The following is a 26,458-nucleotide window of genomic DNA, read 5'->3' as shown; positions in this document are numbered from 1 at the left end:
CCGCAAAAACAAAGGCGTTGACGAACTTTTGACATCTGTCCAGTCTTTGCCCTGACACCGCGTTCGACTCGTTGCGGACACGGCCTGCCAAGGGGGAAATCGCGACCATGACTTTGGCCGAAAATGCTGCCCGTGATGCTGCCACGGATGTTAGCCAGACTGGGGCAAAGCGCCCGCACCGTCGGCATCTTCTGCAATTCCTTGCCCTGACCGCGCTCCCTGCCTCGATCGTGCTGGCACAGTCCGCCAAGGAGCCGCCACGCGATCCTTCTAACCCGATGGAAACCGAGGCCGGCATCGCCATCAAGGACCCGCTGGTCGTCGAAAAATGCGGCGCTTGCCATACCGCAGATGCGAAGGGCAACCTCTCGCGCATTTCCTGGGTGCGGACCACGCCCGAAGGCTGGGCACAGGTCATCCGCCGCATGGCCTCGCTCAACGGCCTGTCGATCACGCCCGCTGAGGCCAAGGCGGTGATCCGCTCGCTCTCGGCCAGCAACGGCCTTTCGCCTGAGGAAGCCAAGCCGGTTTCCTACCTGCCCGAACACCGCATCGTCGTGGAAAGCAATATCCCGAACGAGACGATCCGCCAGTCCTGCGCGGCCTGCCATGCCTTTGCCCAGCCGCTGTCCTGGCGGCGTTCCAAGGCGGAATGGAGCCTGCTGCGCAACTTGCACGTCGCCATGTATTCGCAGGCTGACGCGCAGTTTCGCAAGCCCGTGGAAGACCCGACGCAGCCTGTCCCCGCCAATGGCGCGCCCAAGCCGCTGCCGGTGGAAGTGGCGCTCGATTACATGAACAAGAACGCGCCGCTGATGACGCCCGAATGGACGAAGTGGCAGGCGCGGCAGTCGTCGGCCAAGCTCGGCGGCAAATGGCTGGTCAACGCCTTCCTGCCAGGCAAGGGGCTCTATGTCGGCGATATGATGCTGACGCCTGCTGGCGCCGATGACGATTACACTACCACCATCACGCTGAAATCGCTGGCCGATGGCTCCACCCTCACCCGCAGCGGCAAGGGTCTGGTCTACACCGGATATTCCTGGCGCGGCACGTCGTCGAGCGGCCCTGCCGGGGCACGGCCGGATGCACCGCAGGACCATGAAACGCGCGAGGCGATGCAGTTCTCGCCCGACCGCAGGAGCGCGGAAGGCCGCTGGTTCTGGGGCGATTACACCGAGTTCGGCTTCAACGTGAAGCTGACCCGCGCCGCCGCGGAACCGACGGTCGTCGCCACCTGGCCCTACGCGCTGAAGGCCGGGACCAAGGGCGCATCGCTCAAGCTGATCGGCGATGCCTTCCCGGCAGGCCTGAAGGCTTCGGACATCGACCTCGGCAAAGGCGTGACGGTGACCAAGGTGGTTTCCGCCAGCCCGACCGAGGCGGTGCTCACCGTCGATGTCGCCCCCGATGCCACAGTCGGCGCGCATGACGTCGGCGTGGGCGGCTCGATCCTGGCCGCTGGCCTGCCGGTCTACAAGAAGGTCGATTATATCAAGGTCACGCCAGAAACCGCCATCGCCCGCCTCGGCGGCAGCGAGAAGCATACGCCCGGCTACCAGCAGTTCGACGCGCTTGGCTACGACGCGGGCCTCGACGGCAAGCCCTACACCGCAGATGACGTCTCGCTGGGCCCGATCGACGTGACCTGGTCAATGGAGGAACTGCCGACCGTCTACTACGACGACGACGTCAACTACGTCGGCAAGCTCAGCCCGACCGCGCTGTTCACCCCGGCGATCGACGGGCCGAACCCCGAGCGCAAGTGGGGTCGCAACAACTATGGCGAAGTCTGGGTCGTCGCCACGGCCAAGACCGAGAAGGACGCGCTGGGCAGGCCGCTCAAGGGCAAGGCCTTCATGATCGTCACCGTGCCCGCCTACAAGCGCTGGGATCAGCCGGAGGTGGCCAAGTGACCACGATCCTTGCCCCGAAGTATCGCCGCGGCGACATCCACCTGTTCGAAGCCGATGGCGCGGGCTTCGTCTACCTTGCCTCCGCAGGGGCAATCTTTGCGCTGGATGAAGGCGCGGCCAGTGTCATGGCCGTGCTTGGCGAGCGCCAGATGGCCTATGGCGAGATGGTTGGTGCGCTGGTCGAGAAGGGCTATTCGCGCGCCGATGCCGAAGACCTGATCCGCGAGTTGCGCGCCGTTCGCGGCATCGTTTCGGACGAGATCCGCGAAGCTCCCCTCGCCCCGGCGGCTCCGCCCGAGGACTATCCGCTGCAGGCGCTGGTGCTCAACGTCACCAACCAGTGCAATCTTGCCTGCACCTATTGCTACGAATTCGGCGCCGACAAGATCGCCACGCCTGCGGGCAAGCCCAAGTACATGACGCTGGAGACGGCCAAGACCTCGGTCGACTTCCTGCTCAAGAGTTCGGGCGAGCGCGAGGTGCCGCACATCACCTTCTTCGGCGGCGAGACCTTGATGAACTTCAAGCTCCTGCGCGACGTGGTGCTTTATGCCAACGAAGCCGCTGCTGCGGCGGGCAAGCGCATGACCTACAGCCTGACCACGAACGCAACGCTGCTGACCGACGAGATCATCCAGTTCCTGTCGGATCAGGCAATCGGCGTGACCGTCTCGATGGACGGCCCGCCCGACCTGCAGGACCGCCACCGCGTCTACAAGAACGGAAAGGGTTCCTACGCGGTAATGGAGCCGCGCCTCAGGAAGCTCATCGCCGGGCACAAGACCCGCGCGATCACCGCCCGCGTCACGCTGACCGAAGGCGTGACCGACGTGATCCGCATCTATCGCCACCTCAAGGACGACCTCGGCTTCCACGAAGTCGGCTTCGCCCCAGTCACGGACTCCGGCCAGCAGGCCTACACGCTCGATGACGAGGGCATGGACACGGTTGTCGCCGCGTTCCACGAGCTCGCCGCCGAATGGCTCGCCTATGCCCTGCGCGGCGAGATGCATGGCTTCTCCAACGTCTCTGAGACGATCAGCGAGCTGATCCAGGGCACCAACAAGTCGCACCCCTGCGGCGCTGGCCTCGGCCTTGTCGGCGTCAGCCCCTCGGGCGATCTGTCACCCTGCCACCGCTTCACCGATGCCGACACGCATGTGCTCGGCCACGTGACGACCGGGCTCGACAAGGAAAAGCGCACCGACTTCCTCACGCGCGGCCATGTCGGCGCAAAGTACGAATGCGCGTCCTGCTGGGCGCGCCCGCTCTGCGCCGGTGGCTGCCATCACGAGGCCTTCGTCCGCTACGGCGACACCGGCCACGCCAACCTGCACTACTGCGACTGGATCCGCGAATGGACCGAGGCCTGCCTCAAGATCTACGGCACGGTCGCCCAGCGTAACCCTGAATTTCTTGAACGCTTTGCTGCACGAAAGGGCTTGTCATGAAGCACCTGAAACCCCTCAACAAGAAGGCGCTGCGGATCGAGGAAACCATTTCTTCGACCGAGGAAGACGTCGTCGCGCTCCAGCAGAAGCCGATGCACACGCCGATGGGCTGCTCGATCTCTTTCTCGCCGGGCTGGGAAGTCGATGCCGGGGGCGGCACGGCAGGCCTGTGCCAGCCGGCCGAGCGCGACATCTACGACTGCTACGTCACCTGCTTCTGGCCGGTGCAGGTCCCCGATCATGTCAACTACTCGCCCGACTGGGCCAGCAATTGCGCGACCGCGGCCAAGGACTGGCGCAGCCTCGACATCATCTTCCCCTGAGAGCTGCTGCTCTCTCGTGAAACGTCAGCATCGGAAGACCCGACCCATGAAGAAACTTGGTCTCGCGCTCCTGCCCCTTCTTGCGACCGCCGCCCCGGCGCACGCATCGACCGTGTTCATGGGGTCCTACCCCGACAAGATGCTGATCGTCGACGAGGCGACCGGCGAGATCAAGGACCGCATCACGCTGGCATCGGGCCTGCCCACCTCGATGCGCATCTCGAACGACATGAAGAAGATCTACGTCACCACGATCACCACCAGCGGCATCGAGGTGATCGACACGGCAACCAAGAAGGTGGTCAACTCCTTCAGCCTCAACACCCCGACCACGCGCTATCGCTTCGGCGGCGGCGTGCCCGATCCGACCGGTCGCTATTTCTACACGATGATCCAGAAGTTCGAGAAGCTGCAGGACCGCTGGACCGTCAGCCCGCAGATGTTCGGGGTGATCGACCTGACCAGGAAGGCGGTCGTCCGCACCGCCGACGTGCCCGACGAGGACGTGCGCAACGGCGCCGGGCGCGGCAACTACATGCTGTCGAAGGACGGCAGCACGCTGTTCCTGATCCGCGACAAGGTGCTGGTGGTCGATACCGCATCGCTCAAGGTCAAGGACCGGCTGGAGTTCTCCAAGCCCGAGGCCACCGGCATCGAAGGCGTCAGCTTCGGCGGCGGCGTGGAGGCACTGCGCAATCCCGATCAGTACGTCTCGATGTTCACCGCGCAGGACCCATACATCCGCAACAAGGTCTATGGCGTGGGTCGGTTCGACCTCGTCACCAAGACCTTCGATTTCCGCCCCATCGGCCCCGCCCCGGTCGGCGGTGGCATGGCCGGCCTGCAGGTGTCGAAAGACATGAAGGAAGGCTGGACCGTCGTCACGCAGGAGAAGGTCGGCAACAAGCGCTGCGAGTTCTGGCACCTCGACCTCACTACCAACCTGGTCAAGAACAAGGCCGAGTTCCCCTGCCGCACGCGCTTCCAGTTCGGCATGTCGGGCGATGGCAAGCTGCTCTACATCTATGGCGCCAGCTACGACATCGAGATGTACGATGCGCAGACCCTGCAGCACGTCAAGACCATCGACCTCGGCAACGATACCACCGGCGCGGGGATGATCATTACGCAGTGACAGCTGACGTGCTCATGAGGGGGCAGGGCGTCGCGGTGGCTACGGCCGCGCACCTGCTGGACCGGGCCGGGTTCGCGTTTGCGCGCGAACCCGGCCTGCGCCGTCCGGTGCCGGTGATCATGCTGAGCGATCCAGCGCTGGCCTTGCTGCGCGATGTGTTCGGCAAGCCTGCGCTGTTTGCTGACAGGCCCCGGATCGAGCACCGGGTGGTGAAGTGGGGCGGCGCCGAGGCCGTCGCGATGCCGCACGGGGCAGTCGTTGTTTCGGAGGACGACCTTGCCGCGGCGCTCGATCCGACGAGCGGGTGCGATCCAGGGCCGGTGCAGCCTCGTTTCACGATCGAGGCGATGGCACCGTTTTCCTGCGGCAAAACGCTGCGCTTTGGCGAGCGGATTTCAGCGACCGCGCGGGTCACTCTCAAAGCAAATGCCCCCGCCCGCACCTGCTGGATCGAGGCCGTGGATGCAGGATGGCTGTTCCTGATCCCCGACGGCTTCGGACAAGCGTGGCTCCTCGCCGTTGGGGGTGATCCGCAAACGCTCGCAAGTGATGCGCCGCTGATCGGCCCACTGATCGACGCACTGGAGTCCACTGGCGGCCAGTTCGACACCAGCCCGCGCATGCTGGCGCAACTCGCCGGGGACAATTGGCTGGCCTGCGGCACCGCCGCCATTGCCTTCGACCCGATCTGCGGTGATGGCACCGCACAGGCCGCGCGCGAGGGCATTCTGGCTGCCGCAGTTATCGGTGCTCTGGCGCGGGGCGAGGACCCTGCCCTGCTCGCCACGCACTACCACTCGCTCCTGCTCGCCTCGCTGCGGCGACACCTGCAACTCTCGCTGCCGTTCTACGCCAATGGCGGCGCGGGCCGCTGGTGGCATGAGCAATACGCCGCCGCCAAAGCAGGCTACGAACAGACCACCGCCCTGCTCGCCAGGCTGCCGGAACCGCGCTTCGCCCTCCATGGCTTCGACCTTGTCCGCCGCGAGCAGGCGGCATGAACACCGCGCCCAAGATCGCGCCGTGGAGCACCTACAAGCGCCTCTGGCCCTGGCTCAAACCCTATGCCCCGCGCCTGATCCTCGTCCTCCTCGGCAGCCTCATTGCCACTGGCCTGACCCTTGCGCAGCCGTGGATTTCCAAGCTGATGATCGACGAGGCGCTGCTCAAGCGGGACTGGCCGATGCTGGTGCGGATCGCCGGGCTTATGGTCGGGGCGACGGTCGGCGGCTTTGCCGTCAACGCGCTGGTCTCCTATCGCTACGTCTCGCTCTCGGCGCAGATGCTGTTCGACATGCGCGTGGCCCTGCTGCGCCACCTCCAGCGCCTTTCGCCGCGCTTCTACGGCAGCTTCCGCCTGGGTGACCTGATGTCGCGCCTCAATTCCGACGTCTCTGACGTGCAGCGCGTGGCCGGAGACACGCTGCTTTCGGTGCTCAGCAACGTGCTGTTCTTCACAGGCTCCGTCGCCATGATGCTCTGGCTCGACTGGAGGCTGTTCCTCGTCGGCACTGTGCTCGTGCCCTTCGCGGTGATGAGCTTCCTCCATTTCCAGCGCCGCATGACCGACCTCACCCGCCAGATGCGCGAGCGCGGCGCGGACATCGGCAGCCTGCTTGCCGACACGATCCTCGGTATGCGCACGGTCAACACGCTGGGCGCGGAAAAGCACGAGGCCGATCGTTTCGCCAAGGCCAACAGCGGCTTCGTAGCCACGATGCTGCGCATGCAGACGACCTCGTTCCTCACCGGCGCGCTCCCCGGCACGATTGTCACCGCATCGAGTGCGGCGGTGATCCTCTACGGCGGCAAGCAGATCATCGACGGCACCATGACCATCGGCGCGCTCGTCGCCTTCATCACCTACCACGGCCGCCTGCTCGCCCCCGTCCAGGCGCTGATGGGCCTGACCGCGAGCCTTGCCACGGCGCGCGTCGCGCTCGCCCGCATCTTCGAACTGTTCGACACCGCGCCCGAAGTGGTTGAGGCCGAAAAGCCTTGGCCCCTGCCCGTCGTCGCCCGCGAGATCCGGCTTGAGAATGTGACCATGCACCACGGCCGCGCGCCGGTTCTGGACAACGCCAGCCTTGCCATTCCGGCCGGTTCTCTCACCGCCATCCTCGGCCCCTCCGGCGCGGGCAAGTCCACGCTGGCGGACCTGCTGGTGCGCTTCCTCGATCCGGTATCGGGCAACGTCACCATCGACGGCACCGACTTGCGCGAATTGTCGCTCACTGACCTCAGGGCGCGAGTCCTGCTCGTCGATCAGGCCCCGTTCCTGTTCAACGCCAGCATCGCCGAGAACATCGCCTTCGCCCGCCCGGAAGCAACGATCGAACAGGTCACCGCCGCCGCCAGCGCCGCCGGCCTCGATCCGCTGATCGCCCGTCTGCCCCAGGGTCTCGCCACCCGCACCGGCGAGCGCGGCCTTGCTCTCTCGGCGGGCGAGCGCCACCGCATCGCCATCGCCCGCGCCCTGCTGCGCCAGCCCGATGTGCTGATCCTCGATGAGCCCACCGCCGCGCTGGACGAGGAGACCGAGCGCGTCGTTGCGCTGGGCCTGCGCCGCGCCCTGCCCCATGCCACGCTGATCGTGATCACGCACAAGCCTGCACTCGCTGAAATGGCGGACCATGTGATCCGGCTGGAGGGAGGCAAGGCGCGCATAGAACCGCAGGTTACCGCGCATGGCTAGAATCGCGGTGATCGACAGCGGCGTCCACCCCACCCACCCGCACATCGACGCGGCGCGGCTCCTGCCCGGCTGCTCGATCCTCGCCGATGGCACGGTGCTGACCGACCCGCGCGAAGCGCTCGACAAGCTTGGCCATGGCACCGCCGTTACCGCCGCGATTCAGGAGCTTGCGCCGCAGGCCGAAATCCTGACCATCCGCGTCTTCCGCGATGGCCTGCGCGCCTCGGCCCGCGCATTGGCAACAGGCATCCGGCAAGCCCTCGAAGCCGAGTGCGACCTGATCAACCTCAGCCTCGGCACCGCAAACCCCCAGCACGCCGAAGTCTTCGCCCTGCTGGCCGAGGAAGCGACAGACCGCGGCACCCTGATTGTTGCCGCGTACGAGGCAGACGGGCAGCCCTGCTGGCCGGGATGCCTGCCGCAAGTCCTCGGCGTCGGTCTCGACTGGGACCTGCCGCGCGGCACCCCGGCCCTTTGCGCCGACCAGCGCATGGTCATGGCCTCAGGCTATCCCCGCCCGATCCCCGGCGTCGAACCACGCCGCAACCTCTATGGCGTCAGCTTCGCCGTCGCGCAGGTGACCGGCTGGGTCGCGGCGTGCGGGCTGCGCCACCGGGCCGAGGCCATCGCCGCTTGCGCCGATTTGCGTACACCCCAAGGAGCCGGTGCCGACTAGGCTTGCGCCCATGATCCAGCCTTTGCGCGCGCCCTCGCCCCAGCAAGCCCTCGCCGAAGGAGAAGCCCTGCTGGCAAGCGCGCCGCACAAGGCGCTGACGCAAGCCGAAGCGATCCTGCGGCAGGCTCCGGGTTATCCGCCTGCAGAATTCCTCGCCGCGCGGGCGCTGCGCAAGATGGGCAAGGGCAAGCAGGCCGTCGCCAGGCTTGACGCCCTGGCGCGAGCGAATGGCCGGGTCCCCGCCGTGTTGTGGGAACTGGGCCAGGCCGCTGCCGAAGCCAAAGACACGCAGCGCGCGATTGCCGCCCTGCAGGCGCTGACGCAGTTGCAGCCCACCATCGCCGGTGGCTGGTTCCTCCTCGCCAGACAGTTGCGCAAGGCAGGACGCACGCAGGACGCATGGCGGGCCGACCTGTCCGGCGTCCACGCGTCCTCGCGCGATACCGGCCTGCTCAAGGCAGCGGTCGCGGTGCAGGATGGCGATCTCGAGGCCGCGGACCGGATGCTCGCCGAACGTCTCGCCCGCGATAGCGACGATCCCCCGGCTCTGCGCCTCCATGGCGAAATTGCCTGGCGAAAGGGCGAGATGACACCGGCCATCGCGCGCGTTGAACAGGCCGTGGCCAGCGCGCCGGGCTTCGATCTCGCGCGCGATTTCCTGATCCGCCTGCTGCTCCAGACCAACCGCCTGCCCGAAGCGCTCGAACACGCCGAAGTGCTGCAGGCTTCGCCGATCCCGTCGCCCGGCCACAAGCTGATCCTCGCCTCGGTGCTGGTGCGCCTGGGCCATCAGGTGCGAGCGGCAGGCCTCTATCGCGATTTGCTCGCCCGTGATGCGGACCAGCCGCAAGTCTGGCAGAACCTCGGCCACGTGCTCAAAACCTTGGGCCGACAAGCCGAGGCAGTCGATGCCTATCGCGCCGCCGTTACCCGCCAACCGACCATGGGCGAGGCTTGGTGGAGCCTTGCCAATCTCAAGACGGTGAAGCTCGGGCCTGACGACATCGCGACGATGGAAGGCGCTCTCGCGTCGCTCGCCGACACCACCGAGGAGCGCAAGGAAGACGTGTTCCACCTGCACTTCTCGCTCGGCAAGGCGTTCGAGGATGCCAAGGACCACGCCGCCTCTTTCGCGCATTACTACAAGGGCAACGCCCTGCGGCGCACGATGATCCTGCACGATGCCGATGCCTTCTCGGCAGAGGTTGAGGCGGCCCAGCGCACGTTCACTTCCGCATTCATCGCCACCATGGGAGACGGCGGCTGCCCTGCCCCTGATCCGATTTTCGTCGTCGGCCTGCCGCGCTCGGGCTCCACGCTGGTCGAACAGATCCTGTCGAGCCATCCCATGATCGAGGGCACGATGGAACTGCCCGAGATGATGATGATCGGGGCGCGGCTGCAATCGCGGGTCGACGAGGGCGAGTTTGCCGACTTCGCCGCGATGATCGCCTCGCTCACCCCGGCCGACCGCCAGCGGCTCGGCGAGGAATACATCGAGCGCACGCGTGTACACCGTCAGACCGACCGTCCGCTGTTCATCGACAAGATGCCCAACAACTGGCAGCACGTCGGCCTGATCCGGCTGATCCTGCCCAACGCCAGGATCGTCGACGCGCGGCGGCACCCTCTGTCCTGCTGTTTCTCAGGCTGGAAGCAGCACTTCGCGCGCGGCCAGACCTTCACTTACAATCTGACTGACATCGGGCGCTACTACAGCGATTACGTCGGCCTGATGGCAGCGTGGGACACGCAAGCGCCCGGCCACGTCCACCGCGTGATCTACGAGCGCATGGTCGCCGATACCGAAAGCGAAGTGCGGCGCCTGCTCGGTTACATCGGCGTGCCGTTCGATGCCGCCTGCCTCGAATTCTACAAGACCGAGCGCGCGGTGCGCACCGCCAGCTCTGAACAGGTCCGACAGCCGATCTTCAAGGACGGGCTCGAGGCGTGGAAGCCCTACGAGCCGTGGCTCGGCCCGCTCAAGTCCGCGTTGGGTCCGGTGCTGGACAGCTACCCCGACGCGCCTTCCGTCTAAAGCCCTCTCCCCTTCAGGGGAGAGGGTTGGGAGAGGGGCGAGCGCCCGCCAAGCCATCGCACAAGCATCTCCCCTTCTCTTCAGAGGAGGGGGATCATGCACACCACCCCACCAAAAAGCCCCCACGGTTTCCCGTGGGGGCACAGTCGCTTTTGCAGGGTAAAGTCCTGGGAACCTCAGTACTTCTGGCCCCAGCGGATGCCGAAGAACTGCGGTTTGATGATGAAAGTGCGGGACGAGCCCGAGCAGAAGTCGATCGAACAGAAGGTGTTCTTGGTCAGTTGCCCGCGCTTGTCGAAGGCGTTCTGCAGGAACACGTCGAGCGTCCAGCTTTCGGTCTTGATCCCGGCCGAGAAGTCGAAGCTTACGAAGCCCGGGGTGTTGCCGTACAGAGCGTTCTGGTCGACATTGAGGTCCTGCGTCGCGCCAGTCTGATAGAGCGCTGCGCCCTGGACGTAGAAGTCCTTGTCGCCCCAGTCACCGTCATAGCGCACCGACGTGGTGCCCTTGAACTTCGGCTGGCGCGGCAGGCGGGTTCCGTCGATCGCGGCAACCGAAGGAGTCTGGCCATTGGTGCCCGGGACCGGCGTACCGACGGCGCAAGTGGCAAGCTGGGTGATGCTAAGCGCGGCGCGGTCTGCGATGAAATTGCAGAAGTCGCCCTTGAGCTTGCCGTCGTTATAGGCGCCCGAGGTCGAGAGTGTAACGGCACCAAGCTTGAGATCGGCGTCATACTCGATGCCCTTGACCTCGGCCTTGCCGGCGTTGCCGGTGTAGCCCGCACCCTGTGCGCCCGCGACCACAACCGAATACTGGATGTTGTTCCACTTTTCGAGATAGACTGCGGCGTTCAGGCGGAACATGTTGTTCCATGTACCCTTGAAGCCGAGTTCGAAGTTGGTCAGCTCTTCCGACTTGAACGGTGGCGCCGCCACGATCACTTGCGGCAACCCGCCCGAGGCACGAATGCGGAGCGGTCGGTTGAAGCCACCCGGACGGAACCCGGTCGAGTAGTTCGCATAGATCATCTTGTCCGGCTGGAACTGCCAGTTCACGGCGACCTTGTGCGTTTCGCCCTGCTCCCGATAGCGGCCGACGCTAAGCGGATCGAGGCGGTTGAAGTTGCGGCACTGCAGTCGCTCGGCCGGCAACGGCAGCGGGCAGCCCACCGCACCGGTCGGCAGGAAGATCGATGGTGCGTTCTGCGCCGATGCCGCCACGCCGCCAAATCCGGTCACGTCAAACCGCGTCCAGAAGTATCGGATGCCGCCGGTCAGCTTCAGTTCGGGCGTGATGTTGTAGTGCCCTTCAGCAAAGACAGCATAGTCTTTCCAGTGGTTTGTCTGCTCGCTGAGATAAAAGGCATCGCGCTTCACAGCGGGTGAGCCAAGGACCATCGTTCCGCCCTGGCTGACCGGAATGCCGAAGCCTGCCGGATTGCTGTCACCACCGCCCGACTGCGTGTAGCCGACGATGTCGGCCAGACCGTGGATACCGTAGTCGTTGTTGATGTCGTTGGTCTGGTGGTGAAGGAAACCACCGATGGTCACGTCGAACGGCCAGGACTTCGGCGTAGTCAGGCGCACTTCCTGCGTGAACTTCTTCTCGTTGCGAAGCCCGCTGTAGAACTGCGTCGGATTGATCAGGCTGCTGCACTTGAGCGAGGCGCCGGAACCGGTACAACCGTTCTTGCTGAAGAACTGCAGGTAGTTTTCGTAGCCCGGGCCGAAGCCATCATACGTGACGGTGTAGTAGGTGTAGTCGTTCAGCAGCTTGATCTGGCGCTGGTAGTAGCCAGTGGCCGAGACCAGATCGAAGTCACCGATATGGCCGTGAATTGACAGAGCGGCCTGATACCACCTGTCGTTCTGGCTGGTCTTGTCATAGTCGTGGACTTCAAGATCGCCGACGCGGGGATCGAAACCGAAGTAACCATTGGTCGTCTGCTTCTGCGCACTGATCTGGGGCATGATGTCCCAGCCATCGAACGGCTGCCACAGCACCTGAATGCGCCCACCATAGCCTTCGATGGAGTTGTAGTCGTCCTGAGCGATCGACGAATTGTCGAGCGTGAAGCTGGTGTTCGGATTTTCGTCACCCAGCGTCAGGACCGAGGGGCGACCATCGTTGAACTTGCCGTTGTTGGGCGTGTTGTCGATGTAGCCGCCATCGCGCCGGTAGAAACCCATCGCGCGGATCGCCAGCGTATCGGTAACGGGCACATTGATGTAGCTCTGGTACTGGCCGCCGAAATCGCCCTTGCCGTACTTGTTGACCTCGGCATCATAGCCGAACTCGAACTTGTCGGGATTGGGCTTTTTCGTGATGAAGCGGATCGTACCGGCCAGCGAGCCTGCACCGTAGAGCGTGCCCTGCGGCCCCGAGAGCGCCTCGATGCGCTCAAGATCGTAGGCCATGATGTCGGGCAGGCCAGTCCCGGTGATGGGGATATCGTCGATATAGTAGCCCACGGATTCACGCCCGCCGCCCGCCGGCACGATCCCGCGGAAATAGGGCGTGTTGCGGCCCGGCCCGATGCCGGCGAAGGTCACAGACGGCAGGAGCGAGGCAAAGTCGGTCAGGCCCTTGACCTGGCGCTGGCCAAGCGTGTCGGCGCTCAGCGCCTGCATCGAGATCGGGACTTTCTGGATCGAAGTGGCAGTGCGCGTCGCGGTCACCACGATCTCGCCCAGGCCCTGCTCCTCGGCAGCCTGCGGTTCGGCAGCAGGAGCGGCGGCTTCCTGAGGCTCGTCGGCGGCGCGGGCGACGGTGGGCAGGACCATCGTCGAAAGGATGGTCGAAACGCCCAGCGCCCGCATGGCTTTGGATTTGAACCCGATCTGCTTCTTCATCTCGTCAACCCCCTGTTATGGCTGGCCCGGACAGGTCTGACCCGGCCCTTGCTTCTCCCCGTGCATCCATCCCCAATTCCATTGCGCATCTTCCCCACATTGCACCGCAACATGGCCGGACCGCCGCACAGACGGCCCAGATGAAAAGGCAAAGCATCCCCGCCAGCCGAAGACAGCAGCGTCTCCGGCCCCGTCGCGTCGGCGCGACAGACATCAGGTTGTCAGCAATACCCCTTCGACCGGCGCGGCCTTTTGACCATTCCATGACGCCTGTCCGGGATTGATAATGCTGCAGAGCAACATGGAGTCAACGCCCTTTTGGGCAGGTGGCTCACCCTTTTCGGATCGAGGCCAGAAACCCGTTGACGCACATAGCAAACGGCGCCCGGATCACTCCGGGCGCCGTTTCGGACAACAGCAAGGTTTTGCGCTTACCAGCTGCCGGTGTTCGGCATGCTTGCCCAAGGCTCCTGCGGCGGCAGATGGCCCTCCTGAAGCAGTTCGATCGAAATGCCGTCAGGCGATTTGACGAAAGCCATGTGCCCGTCGCGCGGGGGGCGGTGCACGATGTGGCCCGCATCCATGATGCGCTGGCAGGTCTCGTAGATATTGTCGACGCGATAGGCGAGATGGCCGAAATTGCGCCCGCCGCCATAGACTTCGGCAGGCGATCCGTCTTCCGGCGGCCAGTTGTAGGTCAGCTCGACCTCGGCGACGCCCTCCTGTCCAGGAGCGGACAGGAAGATCAGCGTGAAGCGTCCCTGCTCGCTCGAGAAGCGGCGCGTCTCCTTGAGACCGATCAGTTCGAAAAAGGCGATCGTCGCGTCCGGGTCGGTCACGCGGATCATGGTGTGGAGAAACTTGGTCACGGCTAGGGATTCCGTTCAAAAGCGGTTCATCGACAGAATCGCACAACTCGTCGCAGGCAACCAAGCCCGGGAGATGGCGATGCAGGCTGAAGATAGTGACGACGCGACGGAAACCCAAGGGCGCGGCTCACGTATCCTGCCGCAGGGTGGAATGGCGCTCCTGCCGGTCGCGATCCTGGCGGCCGGACTGGTCACCGGCGGCTGGTTCATCGGCGACGGATTCCGCCGCGCCAAGGTTGCCGATCGTTCCGTCACCGTGCGCGGCCTGGCCGAACGCGAGGTGACTGCCGATCTCGCCACATGGACCCTGGCCTATTCCGCCACCGCGCCCGACCTTGCCAGCGCACAGGCCAGCGTCGACCGCGACAGCCAGGCGATCCGCGCTTTCTTCGGCGAACTCGGCTTCCCCGCAGACGCGCTGCAGCCGACCGGGGTCAACGTCCAGACGATGACCAGCGACGGCGTCGTCAGCTTCTCGGTGCGCCAGCGCATGACCTTGCGCACCACCGATATCGCCCGCGCGCAACGGGCAGTGAAGCGCCAGTTCGATCTGGTGCGGCGCGGGGTGATGCTCGAGGAAGGCTCGGGCATGGCCTATACCTTCACGCGCCTCAACGCGATCAAGCCCGAAATGGTCGCCGCCGCCACCAAGGATGCACGCGCCGCCGCCGAACAGTTCGCGCGCGACAGCGGCGCCTCGGTCGATGGCATCAAGACCGCAAGCCAGGGTTATTTCGAGATCACCGCGCGCGATGGCGATGGCGGCGGCTGGGGCGTGTCGGACACGCCATACAAGAAGGTCCGGGTGGTCACGACGATCGACTTCTACTTGCGCTGATCCGGCCGGGCTGCGGGCCGGACTGCGGGCAAGCCCCGAGGGCCTCGGCAACGCATTGCTTGGCAAAGGTGTTGCATGAAGCACAGGCCGGGGCCATATCGCGCGCTAACGAGGATCCATGTTCAACAAGCTTCGCTCGCTGTTTTCATCTCCTGTCGCCGAAGAGCCCCTGCCGCAGCAAGCCTCCTTGCCTGCCGGGCAGCGCGTCTATGCGATTGGCGACATCCACGGACGGCTTGACCTGTTCGAGCAGCTGCTCGCCCGGATCGACGCCGACGATGCGTCGCGCGGGGCTGCCGACACGACGCTGATCCTGCTCGGCGATCTGGTCGATCGCGGCCCCGACAGCCGCGGGGTGATCGAGCGGGCAATGCAGCTCATGGCCACCGGCAAGGTCCGCATCCTTGCCGGCAACCATGAAGAGATGATGCTCGGCAGCCTGCGCGACGAGGAAACGATGCGCCATTTCCTGCGCCACGGCGGCCGGGAAACGCTGTTCAGCTATGGGTTGCGGGGCGAGGAATACAGCCGCGGCAATCTCGAAGAGATCATCGAGCGGGCGAATGCACTGGTTCCCCCCGATCACATTGCCTTCATGCAGGCGATGGAAGACCAGATCGTCATGGGCGATTACCTGTTCGTCCATGCCGGCATCCGCCCCGGTGTGCCGCTTGACCGGCAGATGACTTCGGACCTGCGCTGGATCCGCCGCGAATTTCTCGATCATGCCGATCCGCACGGCCACCTTGTCGTGCATGGCCACACGATCACCGACGAGCCGGTGCTGAGGCACAACCGCATCGGCATCGATACCGGCGCTTTTGCTTCCGGCAAGCTCACCGCCTTGGGTTGCGAGGGAGATCGGCGATGGCTGCTGACAGCTTTCATCGCACCGCAGGAACGCGAAGCCGCCTGAGCCGTTGAGGCGCTGCACTTCGCTGCAATGCAACAATTTTTGTTATGTGTTGCAACATCGCCACGGCTTCCGGAAAATGGCCGGAAACGAGGCAACTGCGCAATCTTTGGATACGCGCAGGCAAACTCCACGACAGTTTTTTACGCAGGCGCAAACCACGCCGCCGCATTGTCGTAACCTCGTCATTATAGTGTCACCTGAGACCGGTTTGGAGCCAAGGCAAGGGCCGCTAAGGCCGCTCGCGAAGGTTCGGCGCACCGGGTGATTCCCGCTCCGGCCTAAGCATACGGCGGGGAACAACCGCGCCACAAACCGCGCCACACGGCGCCTTGAAACGGGGTCAGATAATGCAGATGAAGTTCCTGGTCGCAGCCTCGACCATTGCTCTCGGTAGCGTCGCCATGGCCGGCGCAGCCCACGCCCAGTCCACCGGTTCGGTCGACTTCGAACAGCCGATCATCGTCACCGGCACCGTCGCCAAGTCGGTTGCAGGCGTCGAAACGCCGAACACGACCCGCGCCAAGCAGGTGCTTGACCAGGCCATCATCAGCCGCCAGGCACCCGGCCAGTCGATCAACGACATCATCAACCTCGTTCCCGGCGTCAGCTTCCAGAACAACGACCCGTTCGGTTCGGCCGGCGGCACGCTGACCATCCGCGGTTTCGACAGCACGCGCATCTCGCAGACCTTTGACGGCCTGCCGCTGAACGACACCGGCAACTATGCGCTCTATTCGAACCAGCAGCTTGACCCCGAGCTGATCGAACAGGTCAACGTCAACCTCGGCTCGACCGATGTCGACAGCCCGACTGCCGCCGCTTCGGGTTCGACCGTCAACTACCGCACCCGCAAGCCGACCGAAGACTTCGGCGTGCGCATGGTCGGTTCGGCTGGCCGCTTCGATTTCATGCGCGTGTTCGGCTCGATCGACACTGGCAACCTCAATGCCTCGGGCCTTCGCGCGTTCATCGCCGCCAGCTCGGCCACCAATGACACCATCTTCGGCGGCATCGGCCAGATCGACAAGAAGCAGATCAACGCCCGCATCTTCCAGCCGCTGAGCGACAATGGCGACTTCATCTCGATCGCCGGTCACTACAACCGCAACCGCAACAACTTCTTCGGTTCGGTCAACCTGCGCAGCGACACCTTCCCCGACACCAAGGCCGAGCGTGACATCAAGACCGCGCGCTGCACCGTGCCCGCTGGCGTCGCAGGCGTTGCCGATGCCGCATCCAGCTGCGGTTCGGCCTTCGACTACCGCTACAACCCCTCGAACACCGGCAATATCCGCATCAATTCGCGCTTCACGCTGGCCGATGGCCTGGTGCTGACCGTCGATCCGAGCATCCAGTACACCAAGGCCAACGGCGGCGGCACGCTGATCGCCAGCGAAGGCCTCACCCCGCAGGGTCTTTCGGGCTTCATTCAGGGCTCGAGCTCGAACCCGAACTACTTCGCCGGTGTCGACATCAATGGCGACGGTGACATCCTCGATCGCGTCCGCGTCCACAGCCCCAGCCAGACCCAGACCTGGCGCCTCGGCGTCATCTCGTCGCTGCGCTACGATATCGACGACAACAACACCGTCCGTCTTGCCTACTCGTACGATCGCGGCCGTCACCGGCAGACGGGTGAAGCGGGTCTGCTCGCCCAGAACGGCTTCGGCGCCGATTACTTCCCGGTCGACAACCCGATCCTCGCCAAGGACGGTTCGAGCCTGCAGAAGCGCAACCGCCTGTCCTATGCGATCCTGCATCAGGTTTCGGGCGAATACCGCGGCGACTTCAAGGATCTGACGGTGACCGCCGGTGTGCGCATGCCGTTCTTCCGCCGCAACCTGACCAACTACTGCTTCGCAACGTCAGCAGGCGGCAACGTCGCCTGCTTCGGCACCGATGCGGCCAACGCCACGTACGACGCGGCAACCACCTTCCAGACCCCGCAGCAGCGCATCTTCAACTATTCGAAGCCGCTGCCGACCGCCGGCTTCACGTACCGCATCGGTGCCAGCGCCAGCGTGTTCGGCAACTACTCGAAGGGCCTGCAGGTGCCGGGTACGGACAACCTCTACCAGTCGTTCTTCTACGCTCCGGATCGTGCTGAAGCGAAGCCGAACCCCGAAACCTCGCACAACTTCGACCTCGGCTTCCGCGTCCGTTCGGGCCGCGTGCAGGCGCAGGCTTCGGGCTGGTGGACGATCTACAACAACCGTCTGGCCTCGGCCTACGACGTCGATCTGGACGCGACGATCTATCGCAACCTCGGCCGCGTCGACAAGTACGGCGTCGACGGCTCGATCTCGTTCATGCCGGTCGACCAGTTCAGCCTCTACCTGTTCGGCTCGTACCTGAAGTCGAAGATCAAGAACAACGTGGTCATCGGCGAGACGACCTCGGGCGGCGTGACCACCCCGATCTTCGCCCAGACCGCCGGCAAGCGTGAAGGCGGCGCGCCGGTCTACACCTTCGGCGCCCGCGCCCAGGGTGAAATCGGCCCGGTCTCGCTCGGCGTCCAGGCCAAGCGCACGGGTCCGCGCTATGTCAACGACCAGAACCTGCCGATCACCTCGGGCGGTTCGGTGGTCTATCCGAACAAGACCCCGGCCTACACGCTGGTCGATCTCGACGCCAAGGTCAGCCTCGAGTTCCTCGGCCTGAACGACAAGACGTTCTTCCAGCTGAACGTCCTCAACGTGTTCGACGAAGTCTATGTCGGCGGCTTCAGCGGCACCGCAACTTCGACCAGCAGCGTGCCCTTCGCCCAGATCGGCGCACCGCGCACGGTGATCGGCTCGATCAGCGTCGGCTTCTGATTAGCCTGAACGGTTGAACAAAACGGCGCGGGGTGGGGAAACTCACCCCGCGCTTTTTGTTGGTTGGTATGGGTTTCACTGGTGGCGACCATGAAACGCAGCAGAGTTTGCGCAACGTGTTGCATCAAATGGGACGAAACGGTCGTTCGTGCCCGTAAAAGGAATGTCGTCTATTTCCCGATTGAACTTCGACCGTGAAGGGGCTCTATGGCAGCCGTTGAGCAGGCGGCAAAGGTTCGAACCGAGGCAGCCAATGATCGCTAACCGTTTGGGAAGTAACGTGCCACCAACCGAATTGACCACTATCCGTGATGCGCTTCATGAAGGGCGAGCTGTCAACCCAGTCACCGTGCGCGAGTTTCTTTCTTGGTTCGACGCAAAGCGACGCGGTATCTCAATTGTGGCGCGGATCCGCGAGGAACTGGAATCGCTGCAACTCTCCACGGTGCCGGATATTGATGAGCAATGGATCGACGGATTGATCGCCTTTCATCTCAGCGGCGTCGCGGAGGCGGCAAGCCACACCGCTGCAGGCTCCATTGGGGTAACCGAAGGGGTCGCCTCACAAGCACCAGACGTAGAGCATCTGGAATCCAAGTGGGAGCGGCGCGAGGCGGGTTATCGACTGAGCCGCTTCCAAGCTGCCAACAAACCGGTCGTCTCGATCAACCCAGAGGCGAGCCTTGAGCAGGCGGTTACAACGATGATGCTCAACGACTTCAGTCAATTGCCTGTGATGGTTGGCGAACGGGACGTTAAAGGTGTCGTTACATGGTCCTCCATCGCGATGCGGTCGGTGTTGGGAAAGGCCGACGGTCGACTAGTCGACCATATGATCAAGCCAGTCGTACTCGACGGTGACGCATCAATCTTCGATGCGATCCAGCAAATCGTACAACACGACTTCGTGCTCGTGCGTGACCGCGAGCGCCGAATCGTGGGGATTGTCACAGCTGCCGACCTTAGCCTTCAGTTCCGCGCGCTTTCAGAGCCATTTCTGTTACTTAGCGAGGTCGAAACTCATGTGCGCAACATGATCGGACATGCCTTCACAATTCCGGAGCTGACCGCCGCTCGCGATCCTGGCAGCACACACGTCGTCCACTCAGTCGCGGATCTGACATTCGGCGAATACGTTTTTCTGTTGCGAGATCCAGCTAACTGGAACCGCCTCGACATAAAAATCGATCGCGGTGCGTTTTGCGAGCAGCTCGACCGGGTCCGGGGGATTCGCAACCAAGTTATGCACTTTGATCCCGATGGATTAGACGATAGTGACATTAGAGTTCTACAGGAATTCTCTGCCTTTTTGAAACGGATGGAAGCTATCAGCTCCTAAAGTAAGATGATCGCCGAAACGTGGCAGCCCACCCTCAATTATAGACACACGCATCCAGCGCGTCGTTCTTCACCACCCGGACCTGGCGCGCGATGGAATTGCCGTGGCGCCGGGTGAAGCCGCCCGCGCCGTTTACTTCGCGCTCCTTGGGCAAAGGCAGCACGGCGGCGATGCGCGCGGCCTCCACTGGGCTCAGCTTGCGCGCGCTCTTGCCATAATACCGCTGGGCACCTGCCTCGACGCCATAAGTGCCGATCCCGGTCTCGGCGACATTGAGGTAGACTTCCATGATCCGGCGCTTGCCCCAGATCGTCTCGATCAGCACGGTGTACCAGGCTTCCAGACCCTTGCGGAAATAGCCGCCGCCCTGCCATAGGAACACGTTCTTGGCGGTCTGCTGGCTGATCGTCGAACCGCCGCGGATGCGCCCGCCCTTCTGGTTGCGCTTGAACGCCTGCATCATCGCCTCCTGATCGAAGCCGTTGTGCTGGCAGAACTTGCCGTCCTCGCCCGAAATCACCGCCGCCACCATGTCGCGGTCAATGTCGCCCAGCGGGGTCCAGTCCTTGGTGATGGAATGATCGTCCATCAGCATGGTCAGCGTGACCGGCACCGGCACGAACTTGTAGATCACCACCTGCACGACCGAGATGAACAGGAAGGCGGCAATCAGCCGGGCAAGAATCCAGCCGATGCGCCCGATGATTCCGGAGCGTCGGCCAGTGGTGGTGCGGGGGTTCTTCAGGTCCTCGAGCATGGACCCAGCCTATCCGCGCCGCACCCGGTCTGGCAACGCCTTGGCAGACCTGATCGTCAACTGCTCTGCGAATAACGATGCAGCCGGTCGGCCAGCCGCGCCACCGATGGCACGACGATGCGGCGTCCCTCGCGCGTGACCAGCCCTTCCTTGATCAGCAGCGAGAATTCGCGCGTCACGGTTTCGCGGTTGGTGCCGATGCGGGCGGCAAGTTCGGCCTGGGTCGGAATGCGGTTGATCGTGGCGGCCCCGGCCTGGTCCGGCTCGCCTGCCAGCCGCAGCAATTCTGCCTGAAGGCGCGGTCCCACGCCCATCGTCGAAAGCTCGTAGATGCGGTTGGTCAGGTAGCGGACTTGGTGCGAAAGGTACCGGGCCAGCCACAGCGAGAGGACCGGCTCCACGCCCAGCAGGCCGGCAAAGGTCGGCCCGGGAATGACCAGCAGGGTACTGTTCTCAGCCGCGACCACGTCGGCCGAGCGCGGCTCCCCGTCGATCGCGGCAAGTTCCCCGAACATCTCCCGCGCGCCGATGGCCCGGAGCACCGTCTCGCGCCCCTGCGCCGAGACGAGCGAGACGCTGACGCTGCCCTCCAGCACGACGTAGACGTCGGTCGCTGGCAGACCCACCGCAAGCAGGACCTGCCCCTTGCGCACGCGCATCTGCCGCCCGTGAAGAGCAAGAACTGCCTGGACATCATCCGGCACCATTAGGATCGAACTGGACACAGATATCACCGTTCCCGCGGCATCTCACGGCGAAGGCTTAGAGAATGTGCGCCAAATCACAAGGGGCCGGTGCGCTGGCCGACGGACGCCTCACGCGGGCGGACGGCATAGAGAGCGGCCCGACACTTCCACCGTTTTCGGCCAATTGCCGGGGACGAACGACCGAGGCCAATGCAGCGCTATCTCATCTGGAAATCCGGCCCCGGCCCCCTGCAGGTCGAATTCCGACGCGTGGGCGAGGCTATCCTGCGCCCGTCGCTGCAGATCGTCACGCCGACCGGTTCCGATCCCCTGCCCCGGCAGGACGATTGCGATGTCGCGCGCTTTTCGCTTTCAGACGAGGATGTCGACCGCGTGCTTGCGGCAAGGGGCGCTCTGCGCCCGCCCTGCCTGATGCTGCAATGCGATGCTTTTCTCGGCCTCGCATGCGACCAGCGCCGCTGGGGCTGGTCCATCCGCGTCTCGCGCCAGGGCGAGGCGCTGCCATGCTATGACCTTGACGGCACGGCCCTGCCGCTGCGCCGCGATGGCTTTACCCGGGCGCAGTTGCAACGCATCCCGGAACGCTCGGGCATGGCGCGCAGCCACCAGATCATCGGCCTGTCATGACCGGCTGTGCGACAGCACATGCCGAAGGTCCCTGCCGATTCTCGTTGCGATTCAGTCAACAAACTGAATATCTGCCATTGTCAGTCGGTTCGGCGCGAGATTCGACCGGACTGTCATGGGGGCGAAAGACAACAAGGTGCGGGCCGAGGGACTCGATACTGCCACCGGACAACCGGTGCAGCCGATTGCCGGGGAAGCGAACGGGCGGGTGCCCTCGCTGTCCGGCGATGTCGAGGCCGTGCGCTTTGCCACCGTGCTTTTCGCCGATATCGTCGGCTCCACCCGGCTCATTTCCGTGCTCGATCCGGAAGACGCCCGTGATGTTCTTGACAGCACGATCAGCCTCATCCGCAAGGCGATCCACGATTTCGACGGCATGGTCGTGCGCGTGCAGGGCGATGGCGTAATGGCCGTGTTCGGCGTGCATCCGGCGGTGGAGGACCACCCCTTGCGCGCCGCGCTTGCCGCACGTGCCATTGTCGAACGCATGCGCAGCGGGCCTTCGGGCATTCTTCCGGCACCGCGCGCACGCGTCGGCCTCCATTCCGGGCCGATCCTGCTGCGCCGCCAGGACAACGATTTCGGCAGCATCCTCGATGTCGTCGGCCACGCCACGCACGTTGCCGGGCAGATCGAAAAGCTCTCGCCACCGGCAAGCGTGGCAATTTCGGCCACTACCGTTTCGCTGATTGCCGAATCCTGCCAGCTGCAGCCACTCGGCACGATCACCAGCGAGATCGACCAGCGCGGCGAAGCGGTCTTCGAACTCACCGCGATTGACCTTGAAGGCGGGGACCGCATTCCGGTGAAGGGCAACGCCACCAGCCCGCTGATTGGCCGCGATGTCGAGCTCGACGCGGTCAAGGCGCTGGTTTCGGGTCAGGCGGGCGCCGCATTGTGCATCGTCGGCGAAGCCGGGATGGGCAAGAGCCGCCTGCTTCTGGAAGGCGCGCGCCTCTCGGCGGGCTTCGGCGTGACGACGCTGGTGGTCCGTGGCAACGCGCTGCTCGCGCCGGTGCCGTTCGGTTGCCTCGGCGGTCCTGTCCGCCATCTGATGCAACTGTTGCAGCCCCTGCTGGCCGACGTGGCATCCGCCGCAGCGTTGACGGCAGACCAGGCCGAATGCCTGCAGGGCCTTATCGACAATGGCCAGAAGTGGCTGGCCCATCTCGCTCCGGGCGACCGCAACCGTATCGCCACGCAGACGATCCTGCGCCTGTTGCAGCTGGCCGTAGTCCACGTTCCCCTGCTCCTGCTGGTCGACGATGGCCAGTATCTCGATCGCGAAAGCCTGTCGGTGCTCACCGGCATCAGGGATGGCCGCATCATGACGATGCTTCTGGCCGGACGGCCGGAAGCGCTCACCAGCCTCGCCCAATGCTGCGATCAGGTGATGAACCTCGAACCGCTCGGCCCCCGCGCCGCACGCAGCCTTGTCGCGATGATCAACCGCTTCGCTCCGCTTGATGACGATACAATCGAGCGGATTCTTGACCGCGCCCAAGGCCTGCCGCTCGCCCTGCAGGAATTCGCGGTCAGCGCGCAAGGCGAGGACGGCACCGAACCGGCCGAACTGTCGGCCCGCATCCCGGCACGGCTCGATGCCCTGCTTGGCGCCCGCCTCGCCGCGCTTGACGATGATGCGACGCGCCTGTGCCAGTTCTGCGCCGCACTTGGGCCGATCTTCCCGGTAAGCCGACTGCAGAACGGCGCTGCCCTCGTCTGCCGCAACCCTTCCGGCGCCATCGCGCGGCTGGTCGAAGCGCGCGTGGTGGAATTTGCCGTGGCCAACCAGGCGCGCTTCACCCACCAGCTTGTGCAGGAAGCGGCCTACCGCACCATGCCCCGCCGTCGGCGCACCATGATGCACGCCAGGGCGCTCGAACTGCTCGCCGCGCAAGCCTCGTCGTCGCAGGAGGCCGAGGTTGCCAGCCATGCCGAACTTGCGACCCACGCCGAGAAGGCCGGCCTGCCGCAGCGCGCTCTCGGACATCTCTGGGATGCCTGCCAGCAGGCATTGAGCCTCGCCGCGATCGATTCGGTGCGCCAGCTCTACCTGCGCGCGCGTGAAATGGCGGCACGCCTGGAACCGGCCGCTGCCGCCATGGAACGGGCACGCTTCTCGCTGCTCGCCTTCGATACGCTGCAGCAACTCTCGCAAGAGCAGATCACGCGCGAAGACATGGCGCTTCTGGCCGAAGGCACCGTCGACATGGGCCCCGGCATCCGCACCGTGGCGCGGATCAACATGGCCGTGCTCGACTGGATCGATGGCGCCCCACTTCAGGGCGAGGCCTGGCTCGCCCGCGCCGAGGCCGATCTCGATGCGCATGACAGCTTGCCCCGCCGGACCTATGCCGATCTCGTCGCGGCCTATCTTGCCTTCTCGCAAGCCCGCCCGCGTGCGGCAATCGCGCGGATCGAACGTCTGGGCAACCGGCTGGACGATGGACAGCGCGGATCGACCTTCGGCGCGGTGGTGGTGATCCCCCACGTCCTCGCCCGCGCTTTCGGCGCGTGGTATCTTACCGATCTGGGTGAAATCGCCAAGGCACGCTCGTGGGTGGCCGAGGCGCTCAACCTTTCGCGCCGCTATGCCCACGCCTATTCCCGACTGCTCGCCGATCTCGCCCATGGCTACCTGCATTACCGCGAGGGCAGGTTCGAACGGGCCCTTGGCATATTGCGCGGCGCCTATGCCGATTGCCTGCACCACCATTTCCTCGGCTTCGAACCGGCCAGCGCAAGCTGGCTTGCCCTGACCCTGATCGAACTCGGCCAATTGCACGAAGCCGAAGCCGTGCTGGCGGAATCGGTCGCGCGTGGCCACTTCCGGCAGGTCCGCACTTCTGCGACCTACTACCTGCACGAGGCCCGCGCCCGCCTCGCCATGGCGCAGGGCAAGGTGGTGCAGGCCGCCGACCTTGCCGCCGAGGCTCTCGAACACAGCCGCTCGTGCGGAGAAGCGATGCACGAACTGCACGCACTGGTGCTGTGCCGCGAGGTTGAGGCGCATACCGGGATGGCCGTGTGGGGCGCGCAGGATGTGCCGACCGCCGATCTCGTCAGCAGGATCGACGAACTCGGCCTCGCTTGCCTGCAACGCCGGCTCGTCGCCATCGAGGATCGCATCGCATGAACCAGCAGGCCGTGCTTGCCGCAGCGTCAGCCCGGTTGTTCCAGCCGGGTGCGCCCGCGCTGCTCCGCTGCGCCGAGCTGGACAAGAACGGCGTTCGTGTCTTCGCCGCCGCAAGGCACGACGTGGTCAGCGCCCTGCTCTGCGAAGAAGACACGTTCTCGCTGCAGCAGTACGACGACTTGCTCGAACAGGTCCTGCCCGGCACGCGCTACCTGGTGGGTGAGAACGACGCCAACCGGCAAGTGCGCCTCCGCCAGCTCCATGCTGCGCAAAGCTGGCTCAATGCCCGCATCCCCGGCGTGAACCCAAGCCTTCCGCCCAATCTCGATCCCGGTTTCCGCGGCTGGATTGCAGCCATGGCGCGCGAGGAAGCTACGCATCTTCTCGACCGTTACCAGTCGCGCGCGCGCACTGGCGAGACCATCAACTTCGTCCGCGAATATGCCTTCCTGCTCTCCTACCGCATGGCGCGGCGGGTTCTGGGCGTGCCTGCACCCTCCAAGGTGCCATGGCCGGTGCCGCTGCTGCTGTTCGCACGGAACCTGACGAGACCCGGCCCCGCCCTGCGCCGCAGGGACGAACTGGGCGATGCGCTCAACGCCCTGTTCCTGCAGGTGCCGCTGTTCGGCCATGTCTTCGGTACCATCACCACCAGCTCCGGAGCGATGCCGTGGCTGGCCGGGAAGACCGCCAGCGTCGGCCTCGCCGCCATCGACGATGCGCTCGACATGCCGCAAGTGGCGCCCGAAACCAGCCTGCTCAGCGCGCTTGTCGCGGTGCAGCCGCAGTTCCCCGAAGTCGCCGACTACCGCCTGCAGGCGCGCAGCGTCCTGTTCGAATTGACCGGCGCGCTCGTGCTGATCGTCGGCAAGGTGCTTTCGGAAGTGGCCGCCTTCAGCGCCTCGGAGCGTGGACGCGCAGCGGGCATCCCTTGGCCCGCGCTGGTGCAGCGGCTGGGCGATCCCGCGCCAGGGCCCGAAGCGCGCGACGCCACCGTCGCCGAAATGCTGCGCCTTGCTGATACCAGCCAGCTCGTCCGCCGCGTCCGCCACGATTGCACCTGGCGCGGGGAACAACTGAAGGCCGGTGACCGCATCGTTGCGCTGGTCGGCGCTGCAGCGCACGACGAGGCCGCATTCCCCCAGCCGCACCGCTTCGCTCCCGATCCGGCGCGCCCCTACATCACCTCCGGCCCGCTGCAGGGGCCCCATGTCTGCTACGGCCGGGGCATTGCCTGGACCATCATTGCCGAGGCCATCGCCGCCACATCCGGGCGGATTGAACCCGCACCCAACGCCGCTCTCGGCACCTTCCTCGGCCTGCCCGACGACCTGAGCTTTACCGCCATCCCCTAATTACAAAGG

Annotated in this window: 19 protein-coding genes; 15 read left to right on the top strand and 4 right to left on the bottom strand. The window is 64.8% G+C overall.

What is annotated here, in order from left to right:
* Positions 1 to 107 precede the first annotated feature (107 nt).
* Genes peaA through HGI46_RS16990 form a run of 8 tightly spaced genes read left to right on the top strand, consistent with a single transcriptional unit; the run spans position 108 to position 10,234 of the window.
* Positions 108 to 1,916 (top strand): quinohemoprotein amine dehydrogenase subunit alpha, encoded by a 1,809-nt coding sequence (gene peaA, locus HGI46_RS17025; protein WP_168905200.1) that lies wholly within the window; start codon positions 108 to 110, stop codon positions 1,914 to 1,916.
* Entirely contained in the window at positions 1,913 to 3,367 is a 1,455-nt protein-coding gene (peaB, locus tag HGI46_RS17020) for a quinohemoprotein amine dehydrogenase maturation protein (RefSeq protein ID WP_168905199.1), read from the top strand. Before peaA ends, peaB begins: the two co-directional genes overlap by 4 nt.
* On the top strand, positions 3,364 to 3,690 hold the full coding sequence (qhpC, locus tag HGI46_RS17015; protein ID WP_084278627.1) for a quinohemoprotein amine dehydrogenase subunit gamma: 327 nt from the start codon (positions 3,364 to 3,366) through the stop codon (positions 3,688 to 3,690). Before peaB ends, qhpC begins: the two co-directional genes overlap by 4 nt.
* A gap of 46 nt (positions 3,691 to 3,736) precedes the next feature.
* Entirely contained in the window at positions 3,737 to 4,825 is a 1,089-nt protein-coding gene (locus HGI46_RS17010; RefSeq protein WP_168905198.1) for a hypothetical protein, read from the top strand.
* A gap of 35 nt (positions 4,826 to 4,860) precedes the next feature.
* Positions 4,861 to 5,826 (top strand): hypothetical protein, encoded by a 966-nt coding sequence (locus HGI46_RS17005; RefSeq protein WP_346766762.1) that lies wholly within the window; start codon positions 4,861 to 4,863, stop codon positions 5,824 to 5,826.
* A complete protein-coding gene (locus HGI46_RS17000; protein ID WP_168905197.1) occupies positions 5,823 to 7,520 on the top strand; it encodes an ABC transporter ATP-binding protein in 1,698 nt (565 codons plus the stop codon). Before HGI46_RS17005 ends, HGI46_RS17000 begins: the two co-directional genes overlap by 4 nt.
* Positions 7,513 to 8,196: a S8 family serine peptidase gene (locus HGI46_RS16995; RefSeq protein ID WP_168905196.1), complete on the top strand. Its 684-nt coding sequence runs from the start codon at positions 7,513 to 7,515 to the stop codon at positions 8,194 to 8,196. Before HGI46_RS17000 ends, HGI46_RS16995 begins: the two co-directional genes overlap by 8 nt.
* A 10-nt stretch (positions 8,197 to 8,206) precedes the next feature.
* Positions 8,207 to 10,234 carry a tetratricopeptide repeat-containing sulfotransferase family protein gene (locus HGI46_RS16990; protein ID WP_168905195.1) on the top strand — a complete coding sequence of 676 codons (2,028 nt, stop codon included), beginning with the start codon at positions 8,207 to 8,209 and terminating at the stop codon, positions 10,232 to 10,234.
* Between the two features lie 176 nt (positions 10,235 to 10,410).
* Here HGI46_RS16990 and HGI46_RS16985 read toward each other — a convergent pair whose 3' ends face one another.
* Positions 10,411 to 13,086 (bottom strand): TonB-dependent receptor, encoded by a 2,676-nt coding sequence (locus HGI46_RS16985; RefSeq protein WP_240946846.1) that lies wholly within the window; start codon positions 13,084 to 13,086, stop codon positions 10,411 to 10,413.
* A gap of 431 nt (positions 13,087 to 13,517) precedes the next feature.
* Positions 13,518 to 13,955 carry a VOC family protein gene (locus HGI46_RS16980; RefSeq protein WP_168905194.1) on the bottom strand — a complete coding sequence of 146 codons (438 nt, stop codon included), beginning with the start codon at positions 13,953 to 13,955 and terminating at the stop codon, positions 13,518 to 13,520.
* Between the two features lie 151 nt (positions 13,956 to 14,106).
* Here HGI46_RS16980 and HGI46_RS16975 point away from each other — a divergent pair, with 151 nt between their 5' ends.
* The 4 genes from HGI46_RS16975 (at position 14,107) to HGI46_RS16960 (ending at position 19,864) form a co-directional block, all read left to right on the top strand.
* Positions 14,107 to 14,793, top strand: coding sequence for an SIMPL domain-containing protein (locus HGI46_RS16975; protein WP_168905239.1), 687 nt, complete (start codon positions 14,107 to 14,109; stop codon positions 14,791 to 14,793).
* Positions 14,794 to 14,911: 118 nt separating this feature from the next.
* Positions 14,912 to 15,709, top strand: a complete 798-nt coding sequence (locus HGI46_RS16970) for a metallophosphoesterase family protein (RefSeq protein ID WP_168905193.1) — start codon at positions 14,912 to 14,914, stop codon at positions 15,707 to 15,709.
* Positions 15,710 to 16,062: 353 nt separating this feature from the next.
* Positions 16,063 to 18,525 (top strand): TonB-dependent receptor, encoded by a 2,463-nt coding sequence (locus HGI46_RS16965; RefSeq protein WP_168905192.1) that lies wholly within the window; start codon positions 16,063 to 16,065, stop codon positions 18,523 to 18,525.
* Positions 18,526 to 18,778: 253 nt separating this feature from the next.
* Complete coding sequence (locus HGI46_RS16960; protein WP_168905191.1) at positions 18,779 to 19,864, top strand: CBS domain-containing protein; 1,086 nt, start codon at positions 18,779 to 18,781, stop codon at positions 19,862 to 19,864.
* Positions 19,865 to 19,898: 34 nt separating this feature from the next.
* On the opposite strand, the gene mtgA is transcribed toward HGI46_RS16960, so the two are convergent.
* Together mtgA and HGI46_RS16950 are read right to left on the bottom strand one after the other, a co-directional pair.
* Complete coding sequence (gene mtgA, locus HGI46_RS16955; RefSeq protein ID WP_168905190.1) at positions 19,899 to 20,621, bottom strand: monofunctional biosynthetic peptidoglycan transglycosylase; 723 nt, start codon at positions 20,619 to 20,621, stop codon at positions 19,899 to 19,901.
* Between the two features lie 56 nt (positions 20,622 to 20,677).
* Complete coding sequence (locus HGI46_RS16950) at positions 20,678 to 21,280, bottom strand: Crp/Fnr family transcriptional regulator (RefSeq protein WP_206065791.1); 603 nt, start codon at positions 21,278 to 21,280, stop codon at positions 20,678 to 20,680.
* Positions 21,281 to 21,517: 237 nt separating this feature from the next.
* Between HGI46_RS16950 and HGI46_RS16945 the strand changes: the two genes are divergently transcribed.
* The 3 genes from HGI46_RS16945 to HGI46_RS16935 all read left to right on the top strand — a co-directional run bounded on the left by HGI46_RS16945 (position 21,518) and on the right by HGI46_RS16935 (position 26,449).
* Positions 21,518 to 21,955, top strand: a complete 438-nt coding sequence (locus HGI46_RS16945) for a hypothetical protein (RefSeq protein ID WP_118073140.1) — start codon at positions 21,518 to 21,520, stop codon at positions 21,953 to 21,955.
* A 115-nt stretch (positions 21,956 to 22,070) separates the two neighbouring features.
* Positions 22,071 to 25,094, top strand: a complete 3,024-nt coding sequence (locus HGI46_RS16940) for an adenylate/guanylate cyclase domain-containing protein (protein ID WP_206065790.1) — start codon at positions 22,071 to 22,073, stop codon at positions 25,092 to 25,094.
* Positions 25,091 to 26,449, top strand: coding sequence for a cytochrome P450 (locus HGI46_RS16935; protein ID WP_168905187.1), 1,359 nt, complete (start codon positions 25,091 to 25,093; stop codon positions 26,447 to 26,449). Before HGI46_RS16940 ends, HGI46_RS16935 begins: the two co-directional genes overlap by 4 nt.
* Positions 26,450 to 26,458: the final 9 nt, after the last annotated feature.

It is taken from the genome of Novosphingobium sp. ERW19 (assembly GCF_012641315.1).
Lineage (GTDB): Bacteria > Pseudomonadota > Alphaproteobacteria > Sphingomonadales > Sphingomonadaceae > Novosphingobium.
The sequence above is the reverse complement of the archived record's forward strand: the minus strand, read 5'-3'. Positions and strand labels throughout refer to the sequence as shown.